The following is a 22,755-nucleotide window of genomic DNA, read 5'->3' as shown; positions in this document are numbered from 1 at the left end:
GCTTGGCGGTCGCCATCGCAGTTCTGGCAGCGGTTTTTTGGATGATGGTCGATTTGGGCATGTTCATGCACGGCGATTGAAATCACTCCGTTCGTCCTGAGTAGCCACTGAGCTTGTCGAAGTGGCGTATCGAAGGATCGAGCTAAGCGCCGACCCTTCGATACGGGTCTTCGACTTCGCTCAGGCCCTACTCAGGGCGAACGGTTAATGTAGGACTGGGACAGGGAATAATATGGCAATCACCAAGATCCTGATCGCGAACCGTGGCGAAATTGCGTGCCGGGTTATGCGGACCGCGAAGAAGATGGGCATCAAGACCGTCGCGGTCTATTCCGATGCCGACGCGCGCGCGCCGCATGTGCTGATGGCGGACGAGGCCGTGCATATCGGCCCGTCGCCTGCCGCCCAGTCCTATCTGATTGCGGACAAGATCATCGAAGCCTGCAAGGCCACCGGCGCCGACGCCGTGCATCCGGGCTATGGCTTCCTGTCCGAGCGCGAGAGCTTCCGCAAGGCGCTCGATGCTGAGGGCATCATCTTCGTCGGCCCGCCCGCCAATGCCATCGCGGCGATGGGCGACAAGATCGAATCCAAGAAACTGGCGCTGGAAGCGGGCGTCAACGTCGTTCCCGGCTTCGTCGGCGTGATCGAGGACACCGAACATGCCGTAAAGATTTCCAACGAGATCGGCTATCCGGTCATGATGAAGGCATCGGCCGGCGGCGGCGGCAAGGGCATGCGCCTCGCCTACTCCGAACAGGATGTCCGCGAAGGCTTCGAAGCGACCAAGCGCGAGGGGCTGAACAGCTTCGGCGACGATCGCGTGTTCATCGAGAAGTTCATCGAAAGCCCGCGCCATATCGAAATTCAGGTGCTGGGCGACCAGCATGGCAATATCGTCTACCTCAACGAACGCGAATGTTCGATCCAGCGCCGCCATCAGAAGGTGGTCGAGGAAGCGCCGTCGCCGTTCGTCAGCCCCGAAATGCGCAGGAAGATGGGCGAGCAGTGCGTCGCGCTCGCCCGCGCGGTCGGCTATTTCAGCGCCGGTACGGTCGAACTGATCGTCAGCGGCGAGGACAAGACCGGCGACGGCTTCTACTTCCTCGAAATGAACACCCGCCTTCAGGTGGAACATCCCGTCACCGAAGAGATTACCGGCGTCGACCTGGTCGAACAGATGATCCGCGTCGCCAATGGCGAGGCGCTGAGCTTCGGTCAGGCGGACGTGAAGATCAACGGCTGGTCGATCGAAAACCGCGTCTATGCCGAAGACCCCTATCGCGGCTTCCTGCCGTCGACAGGTCGCCTGATCCGCTACAACCCGCCCGAAACCGGCACGGATGAGACCGGCGCGCTGATCCGCGTGGATGACGGCGTGCAGGAAGGCGGCGAGGTGTCGATCTTCTACGATCCGATGATCGCCAAGCTGATCACCTGGGCGCCGACCCGTCTGGAGGCGATCGACAAGCAGATCGAGGCGCTCGACAAGTTCGAGATCGAAGGGCCGGGCCATAATATCGATTTCGTGTCCGCGCTGATGCAGCATGAGCGCTTCCGCTCCGGCAACATCACCACCGGCTTCATCGCCGAGGAATATCCCGAGGGCTTCCATGGTGCGCCCGCGTCGCCGCAACTGCTCCAGCGCCTGTCGGCGATCGGCGCCTTCGCCGCGATGGCGCAGGCCGACCGCGCCCGCCGGATCGACGGACAACTGGGCCGCCGCCTGTCGCCGCCGACCGGCTGGCAGGTGAAGATCGGGGACGCGATCCATGATGTCGTGATCGATGGCGACGAAGTGACTGTCGATGGCGAGAGCCTCGACATGGCGCTGGAATATACGCCCGGCGATCGCCTGATCGAGGCGGAATTTGGCGAGGAGCAACTGGCGGTGCGGATTACGCCGGTCCGGTCGGGCTTCGTGCTGACAGCGCATGGGGCGAGCCACAAGCTGCGCATTCTGCCCGCGCACGCCGCGCCCTATGCCGCCCACATGATTGAAAAGATCCCGCCCGATCTGTCGCGCTTCCTGATCTGCCCGATGCCCGGCCTGCTGGTCGCGCTCAACGTCAAGGAAGGCGACAAGGTCGAAATCGGCCAGCCGCTCGCCGTGATCGAGGCGATGAAGATGGAAAATATCCTGCGCGCCGGCAAGGCAGGCACGGTCAAGAGCGTGTCGGCAGCACAAGGCGAAAGCCTGCCGGTGGACGCGGTGATCCTGGAACTGGCCTAAGATATCAGCCTTTGTCATCCCGGACTTGATCCGAGATCCCGCTTCTTTGCGACCGTTGCAAAAGAAAAGCGGGATCCCGGCTTTCGCCGGGATGACGGTTATGGTGTGAATATGTCATGCACCTGACCCACGACCCCAGCGCCCCCGCCGCCGACCCGATCAGCTTCGACGATTTCCTGAAGGTCGACATCCGCGTCGGCACGATCGTCTCGGCGGAACCCTATCCAGAGGCACGCAAGCCCGCCTACAAGCTGCTGATCGATTTCGGCCCGGCGATCGGCCGGAAGACATCCAGCGCCCAGATCACCGAGAACCACGCACTGGCGGACCTGCCCGGCCGACAGGTCGCCGCCGTGGTCAATTTCCCCCCGCGCCAGATCGGCAAATTCATGTCGCAAGTGCTGACACTGGGCTTCGCCGATGCGAACGGCGCGGTCATGCTGTTCGCGCCGGACCGGGCAGTGCCGAACGGATCGCGCCTGTTCTGAGCCTATAGCGCCCCGTCCAGCGTCCAGTCTCGCACGACCCGCTCCATCCCGCTCACCACCCGCGCCAGCCGATCATAGTCGATCCGGTCAGGCGTATCGGCTTCGCTATGATAGTAACGGTAGCGGAAAGGGGCGGTGTCGGTAATCATCAGCGCCGGCACGCCAATCTGCGCGAACGCCCAATGATCCGACCAGTCGATCCCCTGCACGAAGGCGGGTGCGCTGCCGCCGACGCTGGGGAAGGCGACTTCACGGCGAAACGCGCCGACCGTCGATCGAACGAAGCTACGGGAAGACGTCATGCCCACGAAGGCGACGAAATTGCCGGTGTCGGGATAGAGCAGCGACAGGGGAAAGGGATAATGCTGGCTGCCCTTCCCATCGCTGTAGAAACCCAGCGTCTCCAGAGACAGCATGCCGATCATCTTTTCGCCACGCGCCGCCAGCGCCCTGGCATAGACCAGACTGCCCATATGCTCTGTCTGGAAATAGGGCGGCTCTTCATTGGCAAAGAAGGCGAAGCGCAGCCGCAACTTCGCCCGTCCACGCAGCGGTGCCAGTTTGCGCGCCAGTTCCAGCGTGGCCGCCGTGCCCGATCCATTGTCATTGGCGCCGGGCGTCGTGCCATAGCTGTCATAATGGGCGCCGATCACCAGCGTCGGCGCGGCCGGATCGGTCGGCTCCAGACTTGTCCCTATGTTGAAGGCGCCGGGCACGGCGGCAATGGGCTGACGACGCGGCACATAGCCCACCTGCCGAAGCTGCGTCTCGATATGGCGGGCGACACTCTCCATCTCGCGCAGATGGACGCTGTTGTGCGGCTTGCGCGCGATGATGGCGACATCGGCCTTCAGCCGTGCGGCCGTCTCCCTCTGCTGCTGCGTGATCCGTGGCAACGGCCCCTGATAGGATCGCCCCGGCACGGCGGTCATCCAGAGCAGGAGCCATAAGGGCGCGGAGAACAACAAAGCTATTCCGGCCAGAAACAGGATGCGTTGCCAATGCCCGTTCCAGCCGCTCCGCTCGCTTTCCATGCTGCCTCCCCCAATCCTTGCCGCGACAATAGCGCGGCTTTGCCGTTTCCGCACCTGTCCTATTGGCGGACCGGGGTGATAGGATCGTCCTGCAATTGGCAAGGCGGGAATAGGAAAGATCATTTCCAACTTCTGTTCTAAAATGCCAAAACTCACGGGAAATATGCGAAGTTAAGGGGGATGGATGCCGGAGTCGGTGGGGACAAATTATGTCATGGACGCGCGGCGGGACCGGTTGGTCATCACCGCGTCGGCGCTGGGCACTGTGTTCGAATGGTATGATTTTTATATCTATGGCGTGCTGGCGCCGATCATCGGGCGCACCTTCTTCCCGACCGACAATCCGACCGTCGAATTGCTTTACACGCTGGCCGGTTTCGCGATCGGCTTTGCCTTCCGGCCGATCGGGGCGATGCTGTTCGGCTATCTGGGCGACCGGCTGGGGCGCAAATATACCTTCCTCGCCACGATCATCCTGATGGGGTTGGCAACGGCGGGCGTCGGCCTAACCCCTTCCGCCGCCAGCATCGGCGTGGCGGCGCCGGTTATCCTGATCGCGCTGCGGATCGCGCAGGGACTGGCGCTGGGCGGCGAATATGGCGGAGCGGCCATCTATGTCGCGGAACATGCGCCGCCCGGAAAGCGCGGCTTCTACACCAGCTTCATTCAGGCCGGGGTGATAGGTGGCTTCATCCTGTCGCTCATCGTGGTTGTCGGCACGCAGGCGATCGTGGGCAAGGCGGTGTGGGATGCATGGGGATGGCGCATCCCCTTCATCCTGTCGCTGGCGTTGCTGGGCATATCATTGTGGATGCGGCTGATGCTGCGCGAAAGCCCGGTGTTTCTGGCGATGAAAAAGGCGGGCGCACAGGCGAAGAACCCGCTGAAGGAAGCCTTCACCGCGCCGGGCAACAAGAAGCGGATGTTCGTCGCCATGATCGGCATTGCGGCGGGCTTCACCGTCATCGCCTATACGGTGATGTTTCAGGCGCTCTATTTCCTGCAAAGCGGCCTGCATGTCGCGCCGGGGCTGGCGCAGTTGCTGGTGGGCGGCAGCGCCTTTTTCGGCGTGGCGAGCTTCATCTTTTTCGGCTGGCTGTCGGACCGGATCGGGCGCCGCAAGCCGATCCTGATCGGCTATGCGCTGGTGCTGCTACTGGCGCTGCCGCTCTATCAATTCATGGGGCGCACGGCGAACCCGGCGCTGGAAACAGCCGCCGCCCGCGCGCCCGTGGTGGTGAGCGGCCCCGACTGCCGCTTCGATCCCTTTGCGAAGGTGCAGCCCACCGCCTGCGGTAAGCTGCTCGATCATTTTTCCAAGCGCGGCATCCCCTATGACAAGCAACAGGGCGCTGCCCCGGCGGTGACGATCGGCGGCACGGCGGTCGGCGATCTCAGTTCGAAGGGGCTGGACGCGGCGCTGACGGCGGGGGGCTATGATTTCGGCACGGTGACGCCGGACTGGCCCCGCGCGCTGGCCCTGTTCGGCGCGCTGCTGCTGCTCTGGACGCTCTCCGGCGCGACCTATGGGCCGGTGGCAGCGCTATTGTCGGAATATTTCCCGGCCCGCATCCGCTATAGTTCGCTGTCCATCCCCTATCATATCGGCACCGGCTATTTCGGCGGGTTCCTGCCGCTGGTCAGCCAATATATCGTGGCGCGGACTGGCGATCCCTATGCGGGCCTGTGGTACACGCTGGCGGTCGTGGCGCTGGCGCTGGTCACCTGCCTGATCGGATTGCCCGAAACGAAGGATCGCCCCCTCGACGCCTGAGCCGCCGGGCGCTATCGGCAAAGCCATGCAAAGCTATATCGCCCCGCTGCGGCTGCGCCTTGATGGTGACGCGCTCGTCTCTAACTGGCGCTGGCTGTCGGCCATGAGCGGTAGTGCGGCCTGCGGCGCGGCGATCAAGGCCAATGGCTATGGCCTCGGCTCGGTCGAGGTGATGCGGCGGCTGATGCAGGCGGGCTGCCGGGATTTCTTCGTGTCCAACTGGGGCGAGGCGGCAGCAGTGGAACCGTTGCTGGAGGATGGCATCAGCCTGTCCGTGCTGCATGGCGTGCGCGCGGAGGATATGGCGCAGGCGCTGGCATCGCGCGCGCGACCGGTGCTGTGTACGCCGGCGCAGGTGGCCCGCTGGCGGACGGCGGGCGGCGGCGCCTGCGACGTGATGGTCGATACCGGCATGAACCGGCTGGGGCTGGACTGGCGCGCCGATGTCGCCGCGACGGTCGAGGGGCTGGAGATCGTCACGCTGCTCAGCCATCTCGCCTCGGCGGACGAGGAAACGCCGTTCAACCCGACCCAGTTGGAGCGCTTCATGGCTTTACGCGGGCAGGTGTCGGCCCCGCGCTACAGCCTAGCCAACAGCGCGGGCATCTGCCTTGGCAGCGATTATCAATTCGATCTGACCCGGCCGGGACTGGCGCTCTATGGCGGCATCCCGAGCGATCGGGCGACGGGCCATATCCGCCCCGTGGTACAACCGCAGGCGCAGCTATTGCAGCGTCGCCGACTGATCGCGGGCGACAGCATCGGCTACAACACCACCTTCACGGCGCAGCGCGATCATGAGGTGGCGGTGCTGAACCTGGGCTATGCCGATGGCTATCTGCGCGGCTTTTCGGGGCGGGGTGCAGTGATTGTCGATGGCGAAAGCCTGCCCGTGCTGGGCCGCGTATCGATGGACCTGCTGGCGGTCGATGTCAGCGCAAAGCCCGATCTGGCGGAAGGCGACTGGCTGGACATCGCCTATGATCTGGGCGTGGCATCCACGGCGTCGGGCCTGTCGCAATATGAACTGCTGACCGGACTTGGCGCGCGCTACGACCGGCATTGGGACTAAAATGAAGAGGGCCGCCGATCTTTCGACCGGCGACCCTTTGCGTCATTTGCAGCGACTCAGCGCTCGATGCACATGGCTACGCCCATGCCGCCGCCGATGCACAGGGTGGCAAGGCCCTTCTTCGCGTCGCGCTTGGCCATTTCATAGAGCAGCGTCGTCAGCACGCGCGCGCCCGACGCACCGATCGGATGGCCGATGGCGATCGCGCCACCATTGACGTTCAGCTTTTCGGGATCGAAGCCCAGTTCCTGACCGACCGACAGCGCCTGCGCGGCAAAGGCTTCATTGGCTTCGATCAGGTCGAGGTCGGCGACCGACCAGCCCGCCTTGGCCAGCGCCTTGCGGCTGGCCGGGGCCGGGCCGATGCCCATGATCGCCGGGTCGACGCCGGCGGTGCCGAAGCCCGCGATGCGGCCCAGCACCGTCGCGCCACGCTTGGCGGCGGCATCGGCGGTCATCAGCACCAGCGCGGCGGCGCCGTCGTTCAGGCCGCTGGCATTGCCGGCGGTCACGGTGCCATCCTTCTTGAAGGCCGGACGCAGCGCCTGCATCGCTTCGATCGTCGCGCCAGCGCGGATATATTCGTCATGCTCGACGATGACGTCGCCCTTCCGCCCCTTGATCGTCACCGGCACGATTTCATCAACGAAGCGGCCGGATGCCCGCGCGGCTTCCGCCTTGTTCTGGCTGGCGACGGCGAATTCGTCCTGCGCTTCACGGCTGATCTGGTACTTCTCGGCCAGATTTTCGGCGGTGATGCCCATATGATAATTGTTGAAGGCGTCGGTCAGGCCGTCATGAACCATCGTGTCGACCAGCGTTACCGGCCCCATTTTCGCGCCGGGGCGCAGCAACTGGGCATGGGGCGCCATCGACATGCTTTCCTGACCACCCGCGACCATGATGTCGGCGTCGCCGGCCCGGATCGCCTGCGCCGCCAGCGCAACGGCGCGCAGGCCTGATCCGCATAGCTGGTTGAGGCCGATCGCGGTCCGCTCGACCGGGATGCCGGCATTGACAGCAGCCTGACGGGCAGGGTTCTGGCCTTGCGCGGCAGCCAATACCTGACCCAGGATCACTTCATCCACTTCTTCGGGTGCGACGGCGGCCTGAGCAAGCGCGGCAAGAATTGCCTGACGCCCCAGTTCATGCGCGGGGACCGAACCGAAAGCCCCCAGGAAGCTGCCGACAGGCGTACGCTTGGCGGCGGTAATGACGATGTCTGACAATGCCTTGATCCTCATTGGTAGTGAATATTTTTTCGCATCTGCACATAGCATCAGCGATCAACGGGCTTCAACCGCCATGATCGGAAATCCAGTCAGAAAGCGGCTCCCACAATATTTCGCGCGCGCGGCCGCCCACGACCATGCCGACATGGCCCAGATGCAGGCTGTGCTCTTCGCTCAGGCGGGGTCCGGCAAGGGCCGGAACGATGCGGTCGCTGGTCGAGACGATCGACAGGGTCGGGCAATCGAGCGCCGCGATGTCGACCGCGCGGCCCCCGATCCTCCAGCGTCCCGCGCCACTGGCATTACCGGCATAGAGGGATTCAAACAGGTCGCGCCCGGCCGCGAAGCTGAGCGGCGCGCCGCCATTGGCCCAATCCTCCACCGCCAGAAAGGCGCGCTCCGCGTCCGATCCGGCCGGTGCATCGGCAAAGGCCGCATATTTGGCGATGGTCCGCGCGGGGTCCATTGCCCAGAAACCCGATTGCAGCACCTCCATCGGCACATAGCCGATCCGTTCGCACATCGTTTTTGCATTGCCCCACATATTGGCGATCAGGTCGAGGTCTGCGGCTGGGAAGGCATCGAACCGCCAGGGCGCCGCGATCGTCGCCACCGCCGGAAAGCGCTGCATCGCCGCTGCGCCTAATGCCAGTGTTCCGCCCAAACAATAGCCGACCAATATCGGCGGCCGGGGCAACGCGGCCAGCATCGGCAGCAGGCGGTCCATGATATGGCCGTCCAGCCCCAGCGCCGCATCCTGCGCTGACGGCGCACCCCAGTCGACCAGATAGGCTTCATGTCCTGCTGCGGCCATGTGGCGCAGCATGGATCGGCTTCCAGACAGGTCCAGCACCTGCGGCGGATTGATCAGCGATGGCATGAAAACCACCGGATTACGGCTCGTTGCTGCGCCATATTGCAGCAGACGGGCTGGGCCGGCGGTCGCTACGCATCGACCGCGCGGCGCTGGCGGCGGCCGCTTTGCCTCCTGATATTTGCGCAGGCCGATGAAGGCCCGGCGGCGCAGTTCCGGGTCGTCCTGCGTTTCGCGCCATAAAATATTGAGAAAAAGGGGTAAAGGGCGCGGGCCATGTTGCGGTGCGGCAACGCCTTGTGCTAATGCGATATGCTCAGGTGTGGGAGAGGAATCCATGACCAAATCCAAGACCGTCAATGAATCGGAGCCGGTCGTCATCAAGAAGTACGCCAACAGGCGACTCTATAATACCGAAACTTCCAGTTATATCACGCTCGACCTGTTGTCGCAGATGACGCGGGATGGGCGCGAGTTCGTCGTGGTCGATGCCAAGACGGGCGAGGATATCACGCATAATGTGCTGACGCAGATCATCATGGAAGAGGAACAGCGCGGCAAGAATATGCTGCCGGTCAACTTCCTGCGCCAGCTCATTTCCATGTATGGCGATTCGATGCAGTCGATGGTTCCGCAATATCTGGAATCGTCGATGGACGCCTTTCGCAAGAACCAGCAGCAGTTTCAGGAAGCGATGAAGGGTGCGTTCGGCGGCGGCCCGCTGGCCGATATCGCCAAGCGGAACATGCAAATGTTCGAAGCCGCCACCAGCGCGTTCGGCAACAGCGTGCCGGGCGCTACGCCGCCTGCCACGCCATCGGCGGAAGGCAGCAAGGATGAAGAGATCAACGATCTCAAGGCCCAACTCGCGGCGCTCAACGCGAAGATCGACAAGCTGAGCTGACAATCATGGCAAAGGCGGACCGGCTGGAACGCCTCGACACCCGTCGGGGCGAAGTGGAAGAAGAGTATCGCGCGGCGTTGATCGCGGCGTTGCGGGATACGGCTGCCGGTCGCTGGGGCCTGTTCGATCATCAGAAGGACAAGGCTGCCAGGGCCCGCACGGCACCCGTAATTGCGGCCCTGTCCGAACTGGCGGACGAGATCGACGCCATGCGCGATACGCTGGGTCTGGAGCCGTTCGCACTACATCATGATTTCATGGCGGCGCGCGGCCCGGCGGCGGCCGATGCGGTGGGCGAACCGAAACAGGCGAAAGCCTGGCTGGAGCGGATGGACGCAGCCGCCTGATTGCTGCGCAGGCTGATCGTTCAGCCTGATCGTTCAGGGGGTCGACAGGAACGGCGCGCTTGTCCTATGGCGCGCCATTCTTCTTTGCTAGCCAAGGTCCGTATCCCGTGAAGCACGCTCTCAACGTCACCCGCGAAAAGGATTTCGCCGCCTGGTATCAGGCCGTCATCACCGAAGCCGACATGGCCGAGGAAAGCGGCGTGCGCGGCTGCATGGTCATCCGGCCGTGGGGCTATGGCATCTGGGAACGCATCCAGACCCTGCTCGATGCCCGCATCAAGGCGACCGGCCATGAAAATTGCTATTTCCCGCTCTTCATTCCGCTCAGCTATTTCGAGAAGGAAGCCGAGCATGTCGACGGCTTCGCCAAGGAAATGGCGGTCGTCACCCATCATCGCCTGATCCAGCAGGACGGCAAGCTGGTGCCCGATCCCGAAGCGAAGCTGGAAGAGCCGCTGGTCGTGCGCCCGACATCGGAAACCGTGATCGGCGCTGCTTTCAGCCGCTGGGTCCAGAGCTGGCGCGACCTGCCGGTGCTGATCAACCAGTGGGCCAATGTTGTCCGCTGGGAAATGCGCACCCGCATGTTCCTGCGCACCAGCGAGTTCCTGTGGCAGGAAGGTCATACCGCGCACGCCACCGTCGATGAGGCGATGGAAGAAACGATGAAGATGCTCGAAGTCTATCGCAGCTTCGCCGAGGACTGCGTCGGCCTGCCGGTGGTGGCGGGCGAGAAGCCGGAGAATGAGCGTTTCCCCGGCGCCGTCGCGACCTATTCGATCGAGGCGATGATGCAGGATGGCAAGGCGTTGCAGGCCGGCACCTCGCACTTCCTGGGCACGACCTTCAGTCAGGCGCAGAATATCAAGTTCCAGAATGCCGAAGGGCAGCAGGAACTGGCCCAGACCACCAGCTGGGGCATGTCGACCCGGATGATCGGCGGCCTGATCATGGTGCATGGCGACGATGATGGCTTGCGCGTCCCGCCGCGCGTCGCGCCCTATCAGGTCGTGGTTGTGCCAATGCTGCGCGATAGTGAGGAAGACGCCGCGATCGTCGAATATTGCACCGATCTGGTGAACCAGCTCAATGGTCTGGACGTGTTCCGCGAGCCGGTCCGCGCGCTGCTCGACAAGCGTCCGTCCAAGGCCGCGACCAAGCGCTGGGGCTGGGTCAAGAAGGGCGCGCCGATCGTGATCGAGGTGGGCGGCCGCGACGTGGCCGGCGGCAATGTCTCGGTCATCCGCCGCGATCGCCTCTATCGCGAGGATGGCAAGCTCGACAGCCAGATCGTCGCCAAGGGCGATTTCGTCGTCGGCGCAATCGCAATGCTGGAAGATATCCAGGCATCGCTGTTCGCCGATGCCAAGGCGCGGCTCGATGGCAATATCGACAAGTCGATCACTGATCTCGATGCGCTCAAGGCCTATTTCAAGGCCGGCAAGACTCCCGGTTGGGCTCTGGTCCAGTGGTCCAAGCCGACCGGCGAGGCACTGGAAAAGGTTGTGCAGTGGCTGAAGGGTGAGAAGCTAACCCTGCGCAATGTGCCCACCGACGCGGAAGCGGCCGACGGGGTATGCATCTTCACCGGCAGTGCGGCGGTCGAGCGGGTGCTGGTGGGACGCAGCTACTGACCTACTGACTTTTAATCAGTTGTCCGTTCGTTTCGAGCGTGTCGAGAAACTCGAGCGCTGCGCTTTCGGCTTCTCGACTTCGCTCGAAGCGAACGGTCTAGGTGGCTATTGCGCCACCCCCAACTGCTCCAGCGCGAAGGCGCTATATTCGGCCTGATCGCGATAGCGACGGAAGCGGCCGGATTTGCCGCCATGGCCGGCTTCCATATTGATGCGGAAGACCAGCGGATTGTTGTCGGTCTTGGTCGCGCGCAGCTTGGCCACCCATTTGGTCGGCTCATAATATTGGACCTGGCTGTCCCACAGGCCGGTGCCAACGAACAGGCTGGGATAGGCTTTCGCCTCGACATGGTCGTAGGGCGAATAGGCCAGCATCACATCATACCACTGCTTCTGCTCAGGATTGCCCCATTCATCATATTCGCCGGTGGTGAGCGGGATGGTGGGATCGAGCATGGTCGTCACCACGTCCACGAACGGCACCTGCGCGATGATCAGCTTATAATCCTGCGGCGCCATGTTCGCGACCGCGCCCATCAACAGGCCGCCCGCGCTGCCCCCCATGGCCGCGACACGGCCCTTCTTCGCATAGCCCTGATCCACCAGTGCGCGGGTCACGTCGATGAAGTCGGTGAAGCTGTTCATCTTGTTCTTGAGATGCCCATCATCGTACCATTTCCGGCCCATTTCCTGCCCGCCGCGAATATGGGCGATGGCATAGACGACGCCGCGATCCAGCAGGCTGGGCAGGAGCGGCGTGAAGGCCGGATCGGTCGAATAGCCATAGCTGCCATAGGCATATTGGTAGAGCGGGGCGCTGCCGTCCTTCCCGAAGCCCTTCGCATAGATGAGCGATACCGGCACCTTCGTCCCGTCGCGCGCAGTCGCCCAGACGCGCTCGGTCACATATTTTTCGGGATCATAGCCCTTCACTTCCTGAACCTTCAGCACCTTGCGCTCACCGGTATCGACATTCACCTCATAGGTGGTCTGCGGCGTGCGCAGGCTGTCATAGGTGTAGCGGACCCAGGGCGTACCGCTTTCGGCATTGACGTTGAGCGCCATGGCATAGGCCGGCTCGTCCGCCTCCACGAAACTGCTCTTGCCGGTCTTGGTCAGCAGGCGCAGACGCTTGTTGCCGCCTGACCGCTCCTCGATCGCGAGGAAGCTGTCGAAGGGCTGGAAATTCTCGATGAAGACATCGGCACTGGTCGGCACGATATCCTTCCACGCGGCGCGGCCTTTTACGGCGTCGGTGTCCGACACGGTCATCAGCCGGTAATTGGGCGCCTGCCAATTGGTGCGGATCGTCCATTGCCCGCCGACATTGTCGCTGCTGTAGAGGAACTCCCGCTCGCGCGGGGCGAGGGGCGTAAAGGTCACCGGATTGGCAGAGGGCGCGCAACGCTCCTCATTGCTGACGGTCGATTGCAGGACAATGCAGATATATTTGTCCGACGTCGTCTTCCTGAGGCCCATGTAGAAGGTATCGTCCTTCTCCTCATAGACCAGCCGGTCCGCGCTGACGGGGGTGCCCAGCACATGCGCCTTCACCCGCTTGCCGAGCAGGGTGGTCGGGTCTTTTTCGACATAAAAGATGGTCTTGCTGTCGTCGGCCCAGGCGAAATCGGGTTCGACATTGGGAATTTCGTCGGCCAGCAACTTGCCGTCGGCGAGTCCCTTGACGCGGATCACATATTGGCGGCGGCCGACCAGATCCTCGGCATAGGCGAGCAGTCTGTCGTCGGGGCTGACCTCCTTGCCGCTGATCGCAAAATAGCCCTTGCCTGCGCCCATTTTCGGCTGATCGAGAAGGATTTGTTCGGGCGCGTCCATGCTGCCCTTGCGCCGGGCGACGATGGGATAGTCGCCGCCGGTTTCGAAGCGGCTGTAATAATAATAGCCGTCCTTCCTGTACGGGACGCTGCTGTCGTCCTGCTTAATGCGGCCGGTAATTTCGGTGTAGAGCTTGTCCTGCAACGGCTTGGTCGGCGCCAGCAGCGTATCGGCATAGGCATTTTCCGCCGCCAGATAGGCCAGCATCTCCGGGTCTTTGCGCGTATCGTCGCGCAGCCAATAATAGGGGTCCTGTCGGGTCACCCCAAAGGGGGCCTTTACTTCATGCGGCTTCTTCGCCGCGACGGGTGGTTTGGGGGCTTCCTGTGCCTGCCCGGCAGACAGTGCGGCCATACCGAGGCCCGCGAAGAGCCAAGCCGAAGTGCGGATCATATTTCCTCCCTGCGAATCGCTGAAGGGAGGCTGGCATGATGGCGGGCAGGGGGGAAGATAATCCGGGCCTGCCATAGGAAGCGGCAGGCCCGGACTTAGGTCATCCGGTCAGTTACAGCACATATTTGCTGAGGTCTGTGTCATGCGCCACCGCCGACAATTGCTTGTCGACATAGGCGCGGTCGATCACCAGCGTTTCGCCGCGGCGATCTTCCGCTTCGAAGCTGACATCCTCCAGCAGCTTTTCCATGACGGTCTGGAGGCGGCGGGCGCCGATATTCTCGATCTCGCTGTTCACATCGGCCGCGATCTTGGCGACGGCGCGGATGCCTTCGGGCGTCAGGTCGATCGTCACTTCCTCGGTCGCCAGCAGGGCGCGATATTGCGCGACGAGACTGGCCTTAGTGTCGGAGAGGATCGCGACGAAATCCTCCTCGGTCAGCGCCTTGAGTTCGACACGGATCGGCAGGCGCCCCTGCAACTCCGGCAGCAGATCGCTTGGCTTGGCGACATGGAAGGCACCGGACGCGATGAACAGGATATGGTCGGTCTTGAGCGGGCCATATTTGGTCGAGACGGTCGTGCCCTCGATCAGCGGGAGCAGGTCGCGCTGCACGCCTTCGCGGCTGACCGAACCACCGCGCACGTCGCTGACGGCGATCTTGTCGATCTCGTCCAGGAAGACGATGCCATTCTGTTCGGCGCTGGTGATGGCGACGCGGGCGACGTCGTCCTGATCCAGGCGCTTGTCCTGCTCTTCCTCGACCAGCTTGTCCCAGGCTTCGGCGACGCGCATCTTGCGGCGCTTCTTCTGCTGCTGGCCAAACGCTTTGGACATCATGTCGGACAGGTTGATCATGCCAACCTGACCGCCCATGCCGGGGATTTCCATCGGCATGGAGGGGGTGTCGGCGACTTCCACCTCGACCTCCACATCGTTCATCTGGTCGTTCTCGATCTTCTGGCGGAAGGAGAGGCGGGTGGCCTCGCTCGCTTCCTTGCCGGTCAACGCGTCGAGCAGGCGGGCCATGGCCGCTTCGGAGGCAGCTTCGCGCACAGCCTCGCGGCGGCGGTCCTTCTCCAGGCGCACGGCTTCTTCCACCAGATCGCGGACGATCTGTTCGACGTCGCGGCCGACATAGCCGACCTCGGTGAACTTCGTGGCTTCGACCTTGACGAAGGGGGCGTCGGCCAGCTTGGCGAGCCGACGGCTGATCTCCGTCTTGCCGCAGCCCGTCGGCCCGATCATCAGGATATTCTTCGGCGTCACCTCGTCGCGCAGATCAGCGGGGAGATGCTGGCGGCGCCAGCGGTTGCGGAGCGCAACGGCTACGGCGCGCTTGGCGTCATGCTGGCCGATGATATGCGCATCGAGCGCGGCAACGATGGCTTTGGGTGTCAGGTTGTCGTTCATATCTTCTCTTGAAATCTCAGTTCGCGCTGTCGAGCGTTTCGATCGTCAGCTGGTCGTTGGTGTAGACGCAGATGTCCGCCGCGACGCCCATCGCCTTGCGGGCGAGGGTTTCGGCGTCCTCCTCATATTCCACCAGCGCGCGGGCGGCGGCGAGGGCGTAATTGCCGCCCGAACCTATCGCCGCGACGCCGCCCAAAGGCTCCAGCACATCGCCATTGCCGGTCAGGATCAGCGTCACATCCTTGTCGGCGACGATCATCATCGCTTCCAGATTGCGCAGATATTTGTCGGTGCGCCAGTCCTTCGCCAATTCCACGGCGGCCCGCATCAACTGGCCATTATGGCGCTCCAGCTTGGCCTCCAGCCGCTCGAACAGCGTAAAGGCATCGGCGGTGGCGCCGGCGAAACCGCCGATGACGCTGCCATCATGCAGGCGACGCACCTTGCGGGCATTGGGCTTCATCACCGTCTGGCCCATGGAAACCTGGCCATCGCCGGCGACGACGACTTTCCCATTCTTGCGGACGGACATGATAGTGGTGCCATGCCAGACCGGCATGGAAGAGCTGCGTTGGTCGTTCATGAGCCGGCATATGGGACGCAGTGTCGCTGCGTGCAAGTCGCCCCGGTAAGCGCGATCAAACGTGTCATTTCGGCGACAATATTCTTACAATATGTTCAGGAACAAATGCTATTCGTTTGACATTGTGCATTGCAATATCAATGATGACTGACCGAATTCCGGAAGGAGCCGCCCATATATGTCTCTCAAGGCCAGAGCACAGGAAAAGGTGGAGCGCGCCGGGATTTCCAACTATTCCTTCGATCAGGACATATTGGTCATGTGCGGCAACCGCTACACGATCGAGGCCTGCGAATGTGGCGAACCGGAATGTGACGGCGTTCGTCTGCGCAAGAACGCGACCGCCATCGGCCGCGTCCTCCAGTAACGCGTCGCTATTTAGTGCATGGCATCTTTGCCGGCACGTCCCACCGATTCGATATCGCGGCCAACGCCCTGCACCGTATTGCAGGCGGCGAGCGCCGTCAGCATCAGGCTACCGATCAGCAGGGCAAGGATTTGACGCATAGAGATTCCACTTTCCAGATTTGATGCCCGTTTATAGGCGCCGGTCGGATAAACGGGAAAGCATTTTGCATCAAATCGATAAGAGCATGTTGACAGGCTGCGCCGCCGATGCCAAAGGCCGCCTCCTCCTTACAGGGGGCGCGTAGCTCAGCGGTAGAGCACACCCTTCACACGGGTGGGGTCACAGGTTCAATCCCTGTCGCGCCCACCATCCTCCAGAGAGGATGGCAGGATAGATTATTTCCCGGCATTGATCTTTTCTTCTGCAACGCGCTAAGCCTGCGCCATGAAGCGGTGCGTTCGCGCGCCGACCGGAAAGGACGACCATGCCCCCCTATCTGAAAGCCGGTGCAGCCCTTGGCGCGCTGTTGCTGACCCCCACTATATCCGCCCATGCGCAGGAAAAGCTCACGCTGGAGCGCGTCTTCGCCAGTCCCGATCTGGCCGGGCCGCAGCCCCGCGCGCTGAAATTGTCGCCGGACGGTTCGCTGGTGACGCTGCTGAAGCCGCGCGCGGACGAAAAGGAGCGGCTGGACCTGTGGGCGATCGACAGCAAGACCGGGGCGGAACGGATGCTGGTCGATTCGAAGAAAACCGGTAGCGGCGCGGACCTCAGCGAAGCGGAAAAGATGCAGCGGGAGCGCGATCGTTCCGTCGCGGGCAGCACCGGCATCACCAGCTATGACTGGTCGCCTGACGGCAAGAGCATCCTGGTCCCGGTGGATGGTGATCTCTATCTGGCGGGTCTGGATGGCAAGGTCACCCGCTTGACCGACACGCCCGATGGCGAACTCAATGGCGTCGTCAGTCCGAAGGGTGGCTTCGTTTCCTTCGTGCGTGGCGGCAATCTTTTCGTGCAGGCCATGGGCGGCGCTGAACGGCAACTGACGCAGGGCGCCAGCGACACGGTTAGCTGGGGCACGGCCGAGTTCGTCGCGCAGGAAGAAATGGACCGGCGCACCGGCTACTGGTGGTCGCCGGATGATGCGCGCATTGCCGTCGCCCGCGTCGATGAAAGCCCCGTCGGTATCGTCACCCGCACCGCGATCGGCGGGGAGGGGACCAAGGTCTATCAGCAGCGTTATCCCGCTGCCGGTACGCCCAATGCCATTGTCGATCTTTATGTCATGAAGCCGGACGGCTCAGGACAGGTGCAGGTCGATCTGGGCGCGGACAAGGATATCTACCTCGCCCGCGTCGACTGGTCGAAGGATGGCCGGACGCTCTATGTCCAGCGCGAGAGCCGCGACCAGAAAAAGCTCGATCTGCTGGCGGTCGATCCGACGACGGGCAAGGCGACCGTCGCCCTGACCGAAACGGCGAAAAGCTGGATCAATCTGTCGAACAATTTCCATCCGCTGAAAGACGGCAGCCTCCTCTGGTGGTCGGAAAAGAGCGGCCATGGCCATCTTTATCGCGTCAAGGGCGCGCAATGGACCGCGCTGACCAGCGGCGATTGGGAAGTGCGCGATGTCGTGGGCGTGGATGAGGCCAAAGGGCTGGTCTACTTCACCGGCAATCGCGAAACACCGCTGGAACAGCAACTCTACGTCGCGCCGCTTGGCAAAGCGGGCAAGGCCAGCGCGCTGACGCAGCAGGGCTGGTGGAATGACGCCGTGATGGACGGCGCGGCGACCCGCGTCGTGGTGACGCGCCAGAATGTGGACCAGCCCAAGCAGGTCTATCTGGCGGACAATGGCGGCAAGCAGTTGCAATGGCTGTCGCAAAATGCGCTGGCGGGCAGCCATCCCTATGCCCCCTATGTCGCCGATCATGTGAAGACGACGTTCGGCACGGTGAAGGCGGCGGACGGCACGACCCTCTATACCAAGATCATGACGCCGAAGATGGAACCGGGGAAGCGCTATCCGGTGTTCATGATCCATTATGGCGGCCCCGGCGGCGGACGGCAGGTGACGAACACATGGTCGGGCGCGCTCAACCAATATCTGGTTGATCGCGGCTGGATCGTCTTCGCGATCGATAATCGCGGTACGCCCGATCGCGGCAAGGCGTTCGAGGACCACATCTATCACGCCATGGGCACGGTGGAAGTCGATGACCAGTTGAAGGGCGTGGAATGGCTGAAGGCCCAGCCCTTTGTCGATCCCAAGCGCATCGCCACCTATGGCTGGTCCTATGGCGGTTACATGTCGCTCAAGCTGCTGGAAAAAGCGCCGGGCGTCTTTGCCGCGGCCGTCGCGGGTGCACCGGTGACGAAATGGCAGTTGTACGACACCCATTATACCGAACGCTATCTGGGCCAGCCGCAGGACAAGGCCAGCGCTTACCCAGCGTCGGGCGCGGTGGATGAGGCGGTGAAGATCGCCGATCCGCTGCTGTTGATCCATGGCATGTCCGACGACAATGTCGTGTTCGACAATGCCACCGCGCTGATGGCGAAGATGCAGGGCGCGGCCGTGCCGTTCGAGATGATGGCCTATCCGGGCCAGACCCACCGCGTCGGCGGCCCCGGCATCAGCGTCCATCTGTGGAAGACGATCGAGCATTTCCTGGCCGAACATGCCGGTGGTCCTGCCGATTGACGTCATGACGCAACAGGCATAGCCTCCCTCCATCTTCCGGGGGGAGGCATGCATGGCGACGACGACGGGGGAAGTCCTGCTCAATCCGGTGCGCGGCAAGGCGCGTATCGAGGTTCTCGACATATTACGCGGCATTGCGATCCTGGGCATCTTCACGATGAACCTGCCCTTCATGGCGGGGCCCAGCGAATTGATGCTGCGCGATTTCCGCCAGATCGGCTGGGCGCCGGCCGACCGTACCGCCTGGAGCATCATCCAGATATTCTGGGAAGGGACACAGCGCGGCCTGCTGGAATTCCTGTTCGGCGCGGCGCTGATGGTGTTGGCGGCCAAGGCGATGAAGCCGGACGGGCCGGTCGCGGTTGCCGACCTCTATATCCGCCGGGCATTATGGCTGCTGTTGTTCGGACTGATCGACGTCTTCCTGCTGCTCTGGCCGGGCGATATCTTGCATGTCTATGCGCTGGCCGCGCTGTTCCTCTTTCCTTTCCGCCATTTGCGGCCGCGGTCGCTGATCCCGCTGGGCCTGCTCTTCGCCACGGCCATCGGCATCTTTGCCACCGTCCAATATGTCGAGCGCGTATCACTCGTCGCCAGCGTCCAGACGGCGCAGCAGCATCAGGCGCAGGGCAAGCCGCTGGACAAGGCGGACAAGGCCGCGCTGGAGGCGTGGAAGAAGAAACTGGACCGCTTCAGGATCGACAAGGAAACCAAAGAAAAGGCTGAGGCGGAAAGCAAGGCGCGCAGCGGCAGCTATGTCGGCTATGCGACCTATCTCTGGGGCGCCTGGCTGACTTTCGCGGCCAAGGGTGCCATCTATATTGGCGTGGCCGAAGCCTTTTGCGCGATGCTGATCGGCATTGCCTTATGGAAGATGGGCATCATTCAGGGGCAGCGATCGACCCGCTTCTACCTGATCATGGCGCTGATGACCTATGGCTTCGGCCTTGGCGCCCGCGCGCTGGGCGTGATGGAGATGCTGGCGTTCCAGCCCATTCCCAAGACCATCTGGATCACCGGCGAATATGCGCGGATCGCGGTGTCGCTGGGCCATGTCGCGCTGGTCAACCTGCTGGTGCGGTTCCGCGTCAGCCATGCGATATTGAAGCCGTTCGTGGCAGCCGGGCAGGTTGCCTTCTCGCTCTATTTCCTGGAGCAGATCATCGGCATCAACATCCTCTTCTCGCCCGCTGCTGTGGGATTGAAGGGCGTGTTCGGCTGGGCGACGCTCTGGGTCTGGGCCACCGGCATCGCCTTGCTGCTGTTGCTGGTGGCGAATATCTGGACCCGCTTTTTCATCAGCGGGCCGATGGAATGGGCGTGGCGCTCGCTCGCTTACTGGCGGCGCCAGCCCTTTCGCCGGATACCGGAATGAGGGTTATCGCCAGGCGTGGAAGATCGCCCGGCGATAACGGTCCTTCTTGCGGAAGTGCATCGCCCATTTGCGCCAGCCCTGATTGTCGAGCGCTTCGGGCACGACCTGAAAGCGGGTAAAGCCGAAGCGCCGGCACATCTCGCGCAGCGCCAATATGTTGGGCGCCCAATAATTGGTGGAATCGCGGTCCAGTTCCAGTTCGGTGAACAGCCGCATCGCCGGCACCGGCTCATGGCGCAGCGACGTCACCGTCTCGATCACCAGATGATCGCGGCTCATCGCGGCGGCGGCCTCCAGCGTGCGATAGGGATCGGTAACATGATAGAGCACGCCCAGCAGCAGCACCATGTCGAACTGGCCCAGTTCCTCCACCCGGTGATCGGCCACGTCCAGATCCAGCGACCGGACTTTCGATCCGAAACGGGCATGAGCATGATCGAACCCCTGCTTGTTGCCCCAGCCTTCGCCTGACCAGCAGAAATGATCGGTCGACAGTACGCTGGCGGCGCCGCGCCGTTCCGCCTGGAAGGAGAAGAAGCCATCCCAAGCCCCGATGTCGAGCACGCTCTTGCCCGCAAGCGGCGCGGGAAAGATCAGGTCCGCTTCCTCCTGAAGCGATTCCAGCGGCTTGATGCCATTGACCCGTTCGCCATCGGGAAAGGCGAAACTGTGAAACCATTGGTCGGGCTGGGGCGGCAGCAAGTCGGACTGCATCAGAAGAATATTTCCGTATCATGGGGGAGAGGGCGGTTTTCGTACTGACGCAGGGCCATAATGGCAATGCGTGCGCTTTTTCCTGACCAAGCCCTTCTTTCTGGACAAACGCCGCAGTATCGCTATGCCGCCCCCGCTGCAATAATGCATATTGAGTGGAGACTTTAGTCATGGGTTACAAGGTCGTCGTCGTGGGTGCCACCGGTAATGTGGGCCGCGAGATGCTGACCATTCTCGCCGAACGCGAGTTCCCTATTGACGAGATCGCGGCGGTTGCATCGCCCCGGTCGCAGGGCACCGACGTCGAGTTCGGTGACACTGGCAAGATTCTCAAATGCAAAAATATTGAACATTTCGATTTCACCGGCTGGGATATCGCCCTGTTCGCCGCAGGTTCCGGCCCGACGGCTGAGTATGCGCCCAAGGCGGCGGCGGCCGGCTGCGTCGTGATCGACAACTCGTCGCTCTACCGCATGGACCCGGACGTGCCGCTGATCGTGCCCGAAGTGAACCCGGACGCGATCGACGGCTATACCAAGAAGAACATCATCGCGAACCCGAACTGCTCGACCGCGCAGATGGTCGTGGCCTTGAAGCCCCTGCATGACGCTGCGAAGATCAAGCGCGTCGTCGTGTCGACCTATCAGTCGGTGTCCGGCGCGGGCAAGGCGGGCATGGATGAGCTGTTCGAACAGAGCCGCAACATCTTCGTCGGCGATCCGGCGGAGGCCAAGAAGTTCACCAAGCAGATCGCCTTCAACGTGATCCCGCATATCGACGTTTTCCTGGACGATGGTTCGACCAAGGAAGAATGGAAGATGGTCGCGGAAACCAAGAAGATCCTCGATCCCAAGGTGAAGGTCACGGCGACCTGCGTGCGCGTGCCCGTGTTCGTCGGCCATTCGGAATCGATCAACATCGAATTCGAAAACGAGATTTCGGCCAAGGAAGCGCAGGACATTCTGCGCGAAGCGCCGGGCATCATGCTGGTCGATAAGCGCGAAGACGGCGGCTACATCACCCCGATCGAATGCGTCGGCGATTTCGCGACTTTCATCAGTCGCGTGCGGGAAGACTCGACGATCGAGAACGGCATCAACCTATGGTGCGTCAGCGATAACCTGCGCAAGGGCGCAGCGCTGAATGCGGTCCAGATCGCCGAACTGCTCGGCCGTCGCCACCTCAAGAAGGGCTAAGCTCCCTTATGATCTCCGGCGCTGTCGCGATGTGGAAAGCCCTTCCGCTCGCGCAGCGCCGGATGATCCTTCTTCTGATGGCCGCGATCGGCCTCGCCAATATTGCGCAACCCTATCCCGATCTCGCGCCGCTCCAGCACGGACCCACGGTTGCCCTGATCCTGACTGCGCCGTGGCTGTTGCGACGCTGGCCTCTTCCTGCATCGGCAATCGCCTGTATCTGGCTGTTCCTGCTGCTCCACACTCTGGGCGCGCGCTGGATCTACTCCTACGTTCCCTATGATGATTGGGCGCGGGCAATCAGCGGGCATGATATTTCCAGTCTCTTCGGCATGAAACGTAATGGTTACGACCGGCTGGTGCATTTCGCCTTCGGTGCTCTGCTGACCCTCCCCATCGCCGAAGTCGCGCATCGATACGGCACATTGCGCTGGCGCTGGAGCCTGATCTTTGCCTTTGCTGCCATCGGCCTTGGCAGCGCGCTATATGAAATTTTCGAATGGTTGCTGACCATCATCGCCGCTGACGACACAGCCGACTATTATAATGGCCAGCAAGGCGATGTCTGGGACGCGCAAAAAGATATGGCGTCCGCACAGATTGGCGCGACCATCGCGGTCATCGCCCTCTTGCGCCGCAGGGGCTGACGCCATATCGGC

Annotated in this window: 20 protein-coding genes and 1 tRNA gene; 13 read left to right on the top strand and 8 right to left on the bottom strand. The window is 62.6% G+C overall.

Going from position 1 to position 22,755, the window contains the following annotated elements:
- Positions 1-232: 232 nt before the first annotated feature.
- Entirely contained in the window at positions 233-2,233 is a 2,001-nt protein-coding gene (locus BMY84_RS12570) for an acetyl-CoA carboxylase biotin carboxylase subunit (RefSeq protein ID WP_093084272.1), read from the top strand.
- 116 nt (positions 2,234-2,349) lie between these two features.
- On the top strand, positions 2,350-2,721 hold the full coding sequence (locus tag BMY84_RS12565) for a tRNA-binding protein (RefSeq protein ID WP_093084271.1): 372 nt from the start codon (positions 2,350-2,352) through the stop codon (positions 2,719-2,721).
- Between the two features lie 2 nt (positions 2,722-2,723).
- Here the strand turns inward: BMY84_RS12565 and BMY84_RS12560 are convergent, their stop codons facing one another.
- Complete coding sequence (locus BMY84_RS12560) at positions 2,724-3,755, bottom strand: M28 family peptidase (protein WP_218146949.1); 1,032 nt, start codon at positions 3,753-3,755, stop codon at positions 2,724-2,726.
- Positions 3,756-3,939: 184 nt separating this feature from the next.
- Here BMY84_RS12560 and BMY84_RS12555 point away from each other — a divergent pair, with 184 nt between their 5' ends.
- Both BMY84_RS12555 and alr read left to right on the top strand, forming a co-directional pair.
- Positions 3,940-5,529 carry an MFS transporter gene (locus tag BMY84_RS12555; RefSeq protein ID WP_093084269.1) on the top strand — a complete coding sequence of 530 codons (1,590 nt, stop codon included), beginning with the start codon at positions 3,940-3,942 and terminating at the stop codon, positions 5,527-5,529.
- 25 nt (positions 5,530-5,554) lie between these two features.
- Positions 5,555-6,601: an alanine racemase gene (gene alr / locus BMY84_RS12550; RefSeq protein ID WP_093084268.1), complete on the top strand. Its 1,047-nt coding sequence runs from the start codon at positions 5,555-5,557 to the stop codon at positions 6,599-6,601.
- A gap of 56 nt (positions 6,602-6,657) precedes the next feature.
- Here the strand turns inward: alr and BMY84_RS12545 are convergent, their stop codons facing one another.
- A complete protein-coding gene (locus BMY84_RS12545) occupies positions 6,658-7,830 on the bottom strand; it encodes an acetyl-CoA C-acetyltransferase (protein WP_093084398.1) in 1,173 nt (390 codons plus the stop codon).
- 67 nt (positions 7,831-7,897) lie between these two features.
- Positions 7,898-8,986: an alpha/beta hydrolase gene (locus BMY84_RS12540; protein WP_256215225.1), complete on the bottom strand. Its 1,089-nt coding sequence runs from the start codon at positions 8,984-8,986 to the stop codon at positions 7,898-7,900.
- Here BMY84_RS12540 and phaR point away from each other — a divergent pair.
- The 3 genes from phaR to proS all read left to right on the top strand — a co-directional run bounded on the left by phaR (position 8,985) and on the right by proS (position 11,532).
- Positions 8,985-9,551, top strand: a complete 567-nt coding sequence (gene phaR, locus BMY84_RS12535; protein ID WP_093084266.1) for a polyhydroxyalkanoate synthesis repressor PhaR — start codon at positions 8,985-8,987, stop codon at positions 9,549-9,551. The two genes, BMY84_RS12540 and phaR, sit on opposite strands and share 2 nt — an antisense overlap.
- A gap of 5 nt (positions 9,552-9,556) precedes the next feature.
- Positions 9,557-9,898 (top strand): hypothetical protein, encoded by a 342-nt coding sequence (locus BMY84_RS12530; RefSeq protein ID WP_093084265.1) that lies wholly within the window; start codon positions 9,557-9,559, stop codon positions 9,896-9,898.
- 107 nt (positions 9,899-10,005) lie between these two features.
- A complete protein-coding gene (proS, locus tag BMY84_RS12525) occupies positions 10,006-11,532 on the top strand; it encodes a proline--tRNA ligase (protein WP_093084395.1) in 1,527 nt (508 codons plus the stop codon).
- 105 nt (positions 11,533-11,637) lie between these two features.
- On the opposite strand, the gene BMY84_RS12520 is transcribed toward proS, so the two are convergent.
- From BMY84_RS12520 to hslV, 3 genes are all read right to left on the bottom strand, one after another.
- Entirely contained in the window at positions 11,638-13,761 is a 2,124-nt protein-coding gene (locus tag BMY84_RS12520; RefSeq protein WP_093084263.1) for a S9 family peptidase, read from the bottom strand.
- 112 nt (positions 13,762-13,873) lie between these two features.
- Positions 13,874-15,175 (bottom strand): ATP-dependent protease ATPase subunit HslU, encoded by a 1,302-nt coding sequence (gene hslU / locus BMY84_RS12515; protein WP_093084262.1) that lies wholly within the window; start codon positions 15,173-15,175, stop codon positions 13,874-13,876.
- Between the two features lie 16 nt (positions 15,176-15,191).
- The gene (hslV, locus tag BMY84_RS12510; protein ID WP_177204005.1) at positions 15,192-15,734 is read right to left on the bottom strand and encodes an ATP-dependent protease subunit HslV; all 543 of its coding nucleotides are present in this window, start codon (positions 15,732-15,734) and stop codon (positions 15,192-15,194) included.
- Positions 15,735-15,936: 202 nt separating this feature from the next.
- Between hslV and BMY84_RS12505 the strand changes: the two genes are divergently transcribed.
- Complete coding sequence (locus BMY84_RS12505; protein WP_093011591.1) at positions 15,937-16,125, top strand: hypothetical protein; 189 nt, start codon at positions 15,937-15,939, stop codon at positions 16,123-16,125.
- 11 nt (positions 16,126-16,136) lie between these two features.
- Here BMY84_RS12505 and BMY84_RS12500 read toward each other — a convergent pair whose 3' ends face one another.
- Entirely contained in the window at positions 16,137-16,265 is a 129-nt protein-coding gene (locus tag BMY84_RS12500; RefSeq protein WP_093011594.1) for an entericidin A/B family lipoprotein, read from the bottom strand.
- A 136-nt stretch (positions 16,266-16,401) separates the two neighbouring features.
- Here BMY84_RS12500 and BMY84_RS12495 point away from each other — a divergent pair.
- From BMY84_RS12495 to BMY84_RS12485, 3 genes are all read left to right on the top strand, one after another.
- A tRNA-Val gene (locus BMY84_RS12495) sits at positions 16,402-16,476 on the top strand.
- Positions 16,477-16,591: 115 nt separating this feature from the next.
- Positions 16,592-18,811: a S9 family peptidase gene (locus BMY84_RS12490; protein ID WP_093084258.1), complete on the top strand. Its 2,220-nt coding sequence runs from the start codon at positions 16,592-16,594 to the stop codon at positions 18,809-18,811.
- Between the two features lie 52 nt (positions 18,812-18,863).
- Positions 18,864-20,186 (top strand): DUF418 domain-containing protein, encoded by a 1,323-nt coding sequence (locus tag BMY84_RS12485; protein ID WP_093084256.1) that lies wholly within the window; start codon positions 18,864-18,866, stop codon positions 20,184-20,186.
- Positions 20,187-20,189: 3 nt separating this feature from the next.
- Here BMY84_RS12485 and BMY84_RS12480 read toward each other — a convergent pair whose 3' ends face one another.
- Entirely contained in the window at positions 20,190-20,900 is a 711-nt protein-coding gene (locus BMY84_RS12480; RefSeq protein ID WP_093084254.1) for a class I SAM-dependent methyltransferase, read from the bottom strand.
- A 170-nt stretch (positions 20,901-21,070) separates the two neighbouring features.
- Between BMY84_RS12480 and BMY84_RS12475 the strand changes: the two genes are divergently transcribed.
- Positions 21,071-22,096, top strand: a complete 1,026-nt coding sequence (locus tag BMY84_RS12475) for an aspartate-semialdehyde dehydrogenase (protein WP_093084252.1) — start codon at positions 21,071-21,073, stop codon at positions 22,094-22,096.
- Positions 22,097-22,104: 8 nt separating this feature from the next.
- Positions 22,105-22,743 (top strand): DUF2238 domain-containing protein, encoded by a 639-nt coding sequence (locus tag BMY84_RS12470; protein ID WP_093084250.1) that lies wholly within the window; start codon positions 22,105-22,107, stop codon positions 22,741-22,743.
- Positions 22,744-22,755: the final 12 nt, after the last annotated feature.

Source organism: Sphingobium sp. AP50, from assembly GCF_900109095.1.
In the GTDB taxonomy this organism is placed as follows: Bacteria; Pseudomonadota; Alphaproteobacteria; order Sphingomonadales; family Sphingomonadaceae; genus Sphingobium.
Note: the sequence above shows the minus strand (reverse complement) of the source record. Positions and strands in the feature narration are given on the sequence as shown.

Bases quoted from the DNA above. Each gene is read 5' to 3' on its own strand.
- BMY84_RS12570 (WP_093084272.1), top strand. From the start codon at position 233: ATGGCAATCACCAAGATCCTGATCGCGAACCGTGGCGAAATTGCGTGC.
- BMY84_RS12565 (WP_093084271.1), top strand. From the start codon at position 2,350: ATGCACCTGACCCACGACCCCAGCGCCCCCGCCGCCGACCCGATCAGC.
- BMY84_RS12560 (WP_218146949.1), bottom strand. From the start codon at position 3,755: ATGGAAAGCGAGCGGAGCGGCTGGAACGGGCATTGGCAACGCATCCTG.
- BMY84_RS12555 (WP_093084269.1), top strand. From the start codon at position 3,940: ATGCCGGAGTCGGTGGGGACAAATTATGTCATGGACGCGCGGCGGGAC.
- alr (WP_093084268.1), top strand. From the start codon at position 5,555: ATGCAAAGCTATATCGCCCCGCTGCGGCTGCGCCTTGATGGTGACGCG.
- phaR (WP_093084266.1), top strand. From the start codon at position 8,985: ATGACCAAATCCAAGACCGTCAATGAATCGGAGCCGGTCGTCATCAAG.
- BMY84_RS12540 (WP_256215225.1), bottom strand. From the start codon at position 8,986: ATGGATTCCTCTCCCACACCTGAGCATATCGCATTAGCACAAGGCGTT.
- BMY84_RS12530 (WP_093084265.1), top strand. From the start codon at position 9,557: ATGGCAAAGGCGGACCGGCTGGAACGCCTCGACACCCGTCGGGGCGAA.
- BMY84_RS12520 (WP_093084263.1), bottom strand. From the start codon at position 13,761: ATGATCCGCACTTCGGCTTGGCTCTTCGCGGGCCTCGGTATGGCCGCA.
- hslU (WP_093084262.1), bottom strand. From the start codon at position 15,175: ATGAACGACAACCTGACACCCAAAGCCATCGTTGCCGCGCTCGATGCG.
- hslV (WP_177204005.1), bottom strand. From the start codon at position 15,734: ATGCCGGTCTGGCATGGCACCACTATCATGTCCGTCCGCAAGAATGGG.
- BMY84_RS12505 (WP_093011591.1), top strand. From the start codon at position 15,937: ATGTCTCTCAAGGCCAGAGCACAGGAAAAGGTGGAGCGCGCCGGGATT.
- BMY84_RS12500 (WP_093011594.1), bottom strand. From the start codon at position 16,265: ATGCGTCAAATCCTTGCCCTGCTGATCGGTAGCCTGATGCTGACGGCG.
- BMY84_RS12490 (WP_093084258.1), top strand. From the start codon at position 16,592: ATGCCCCCCTATCTGAAAGCCGGTGCAGCCCTTGGCGCGCTGTTGCTG.
- BMY84_RS12485 (WP_093084256.1), top strand. From the start codon at position 18,864: ATGGCGACGACGACGGGGGAAGTCCTGCTCAATCCGGTGCGCGGCAAG.
- BMY84_RS12480 (WP_093084254.1), bottom strand. From the start codon at position 20,900: ATGCAGTCCGACTTGCTGCCGCCCCAGCCCGACCAATGGTTTCACAGT.
- BMY84_RS12475 (WP_093084252.1), top strand. From the start codon at position 21,071: ATGGGTTACAAGGTCGTCGTCGTGGGTGCCACCGGTAATGTGGGCCGC.
- BMY84_RS12470 (WP_093084250.1), top strand. From the start codon at position 22,105: ATGATCTCCGGCGCTGTCGCGATGTGGAAAGCCCTTCCGCTCGCGCAG.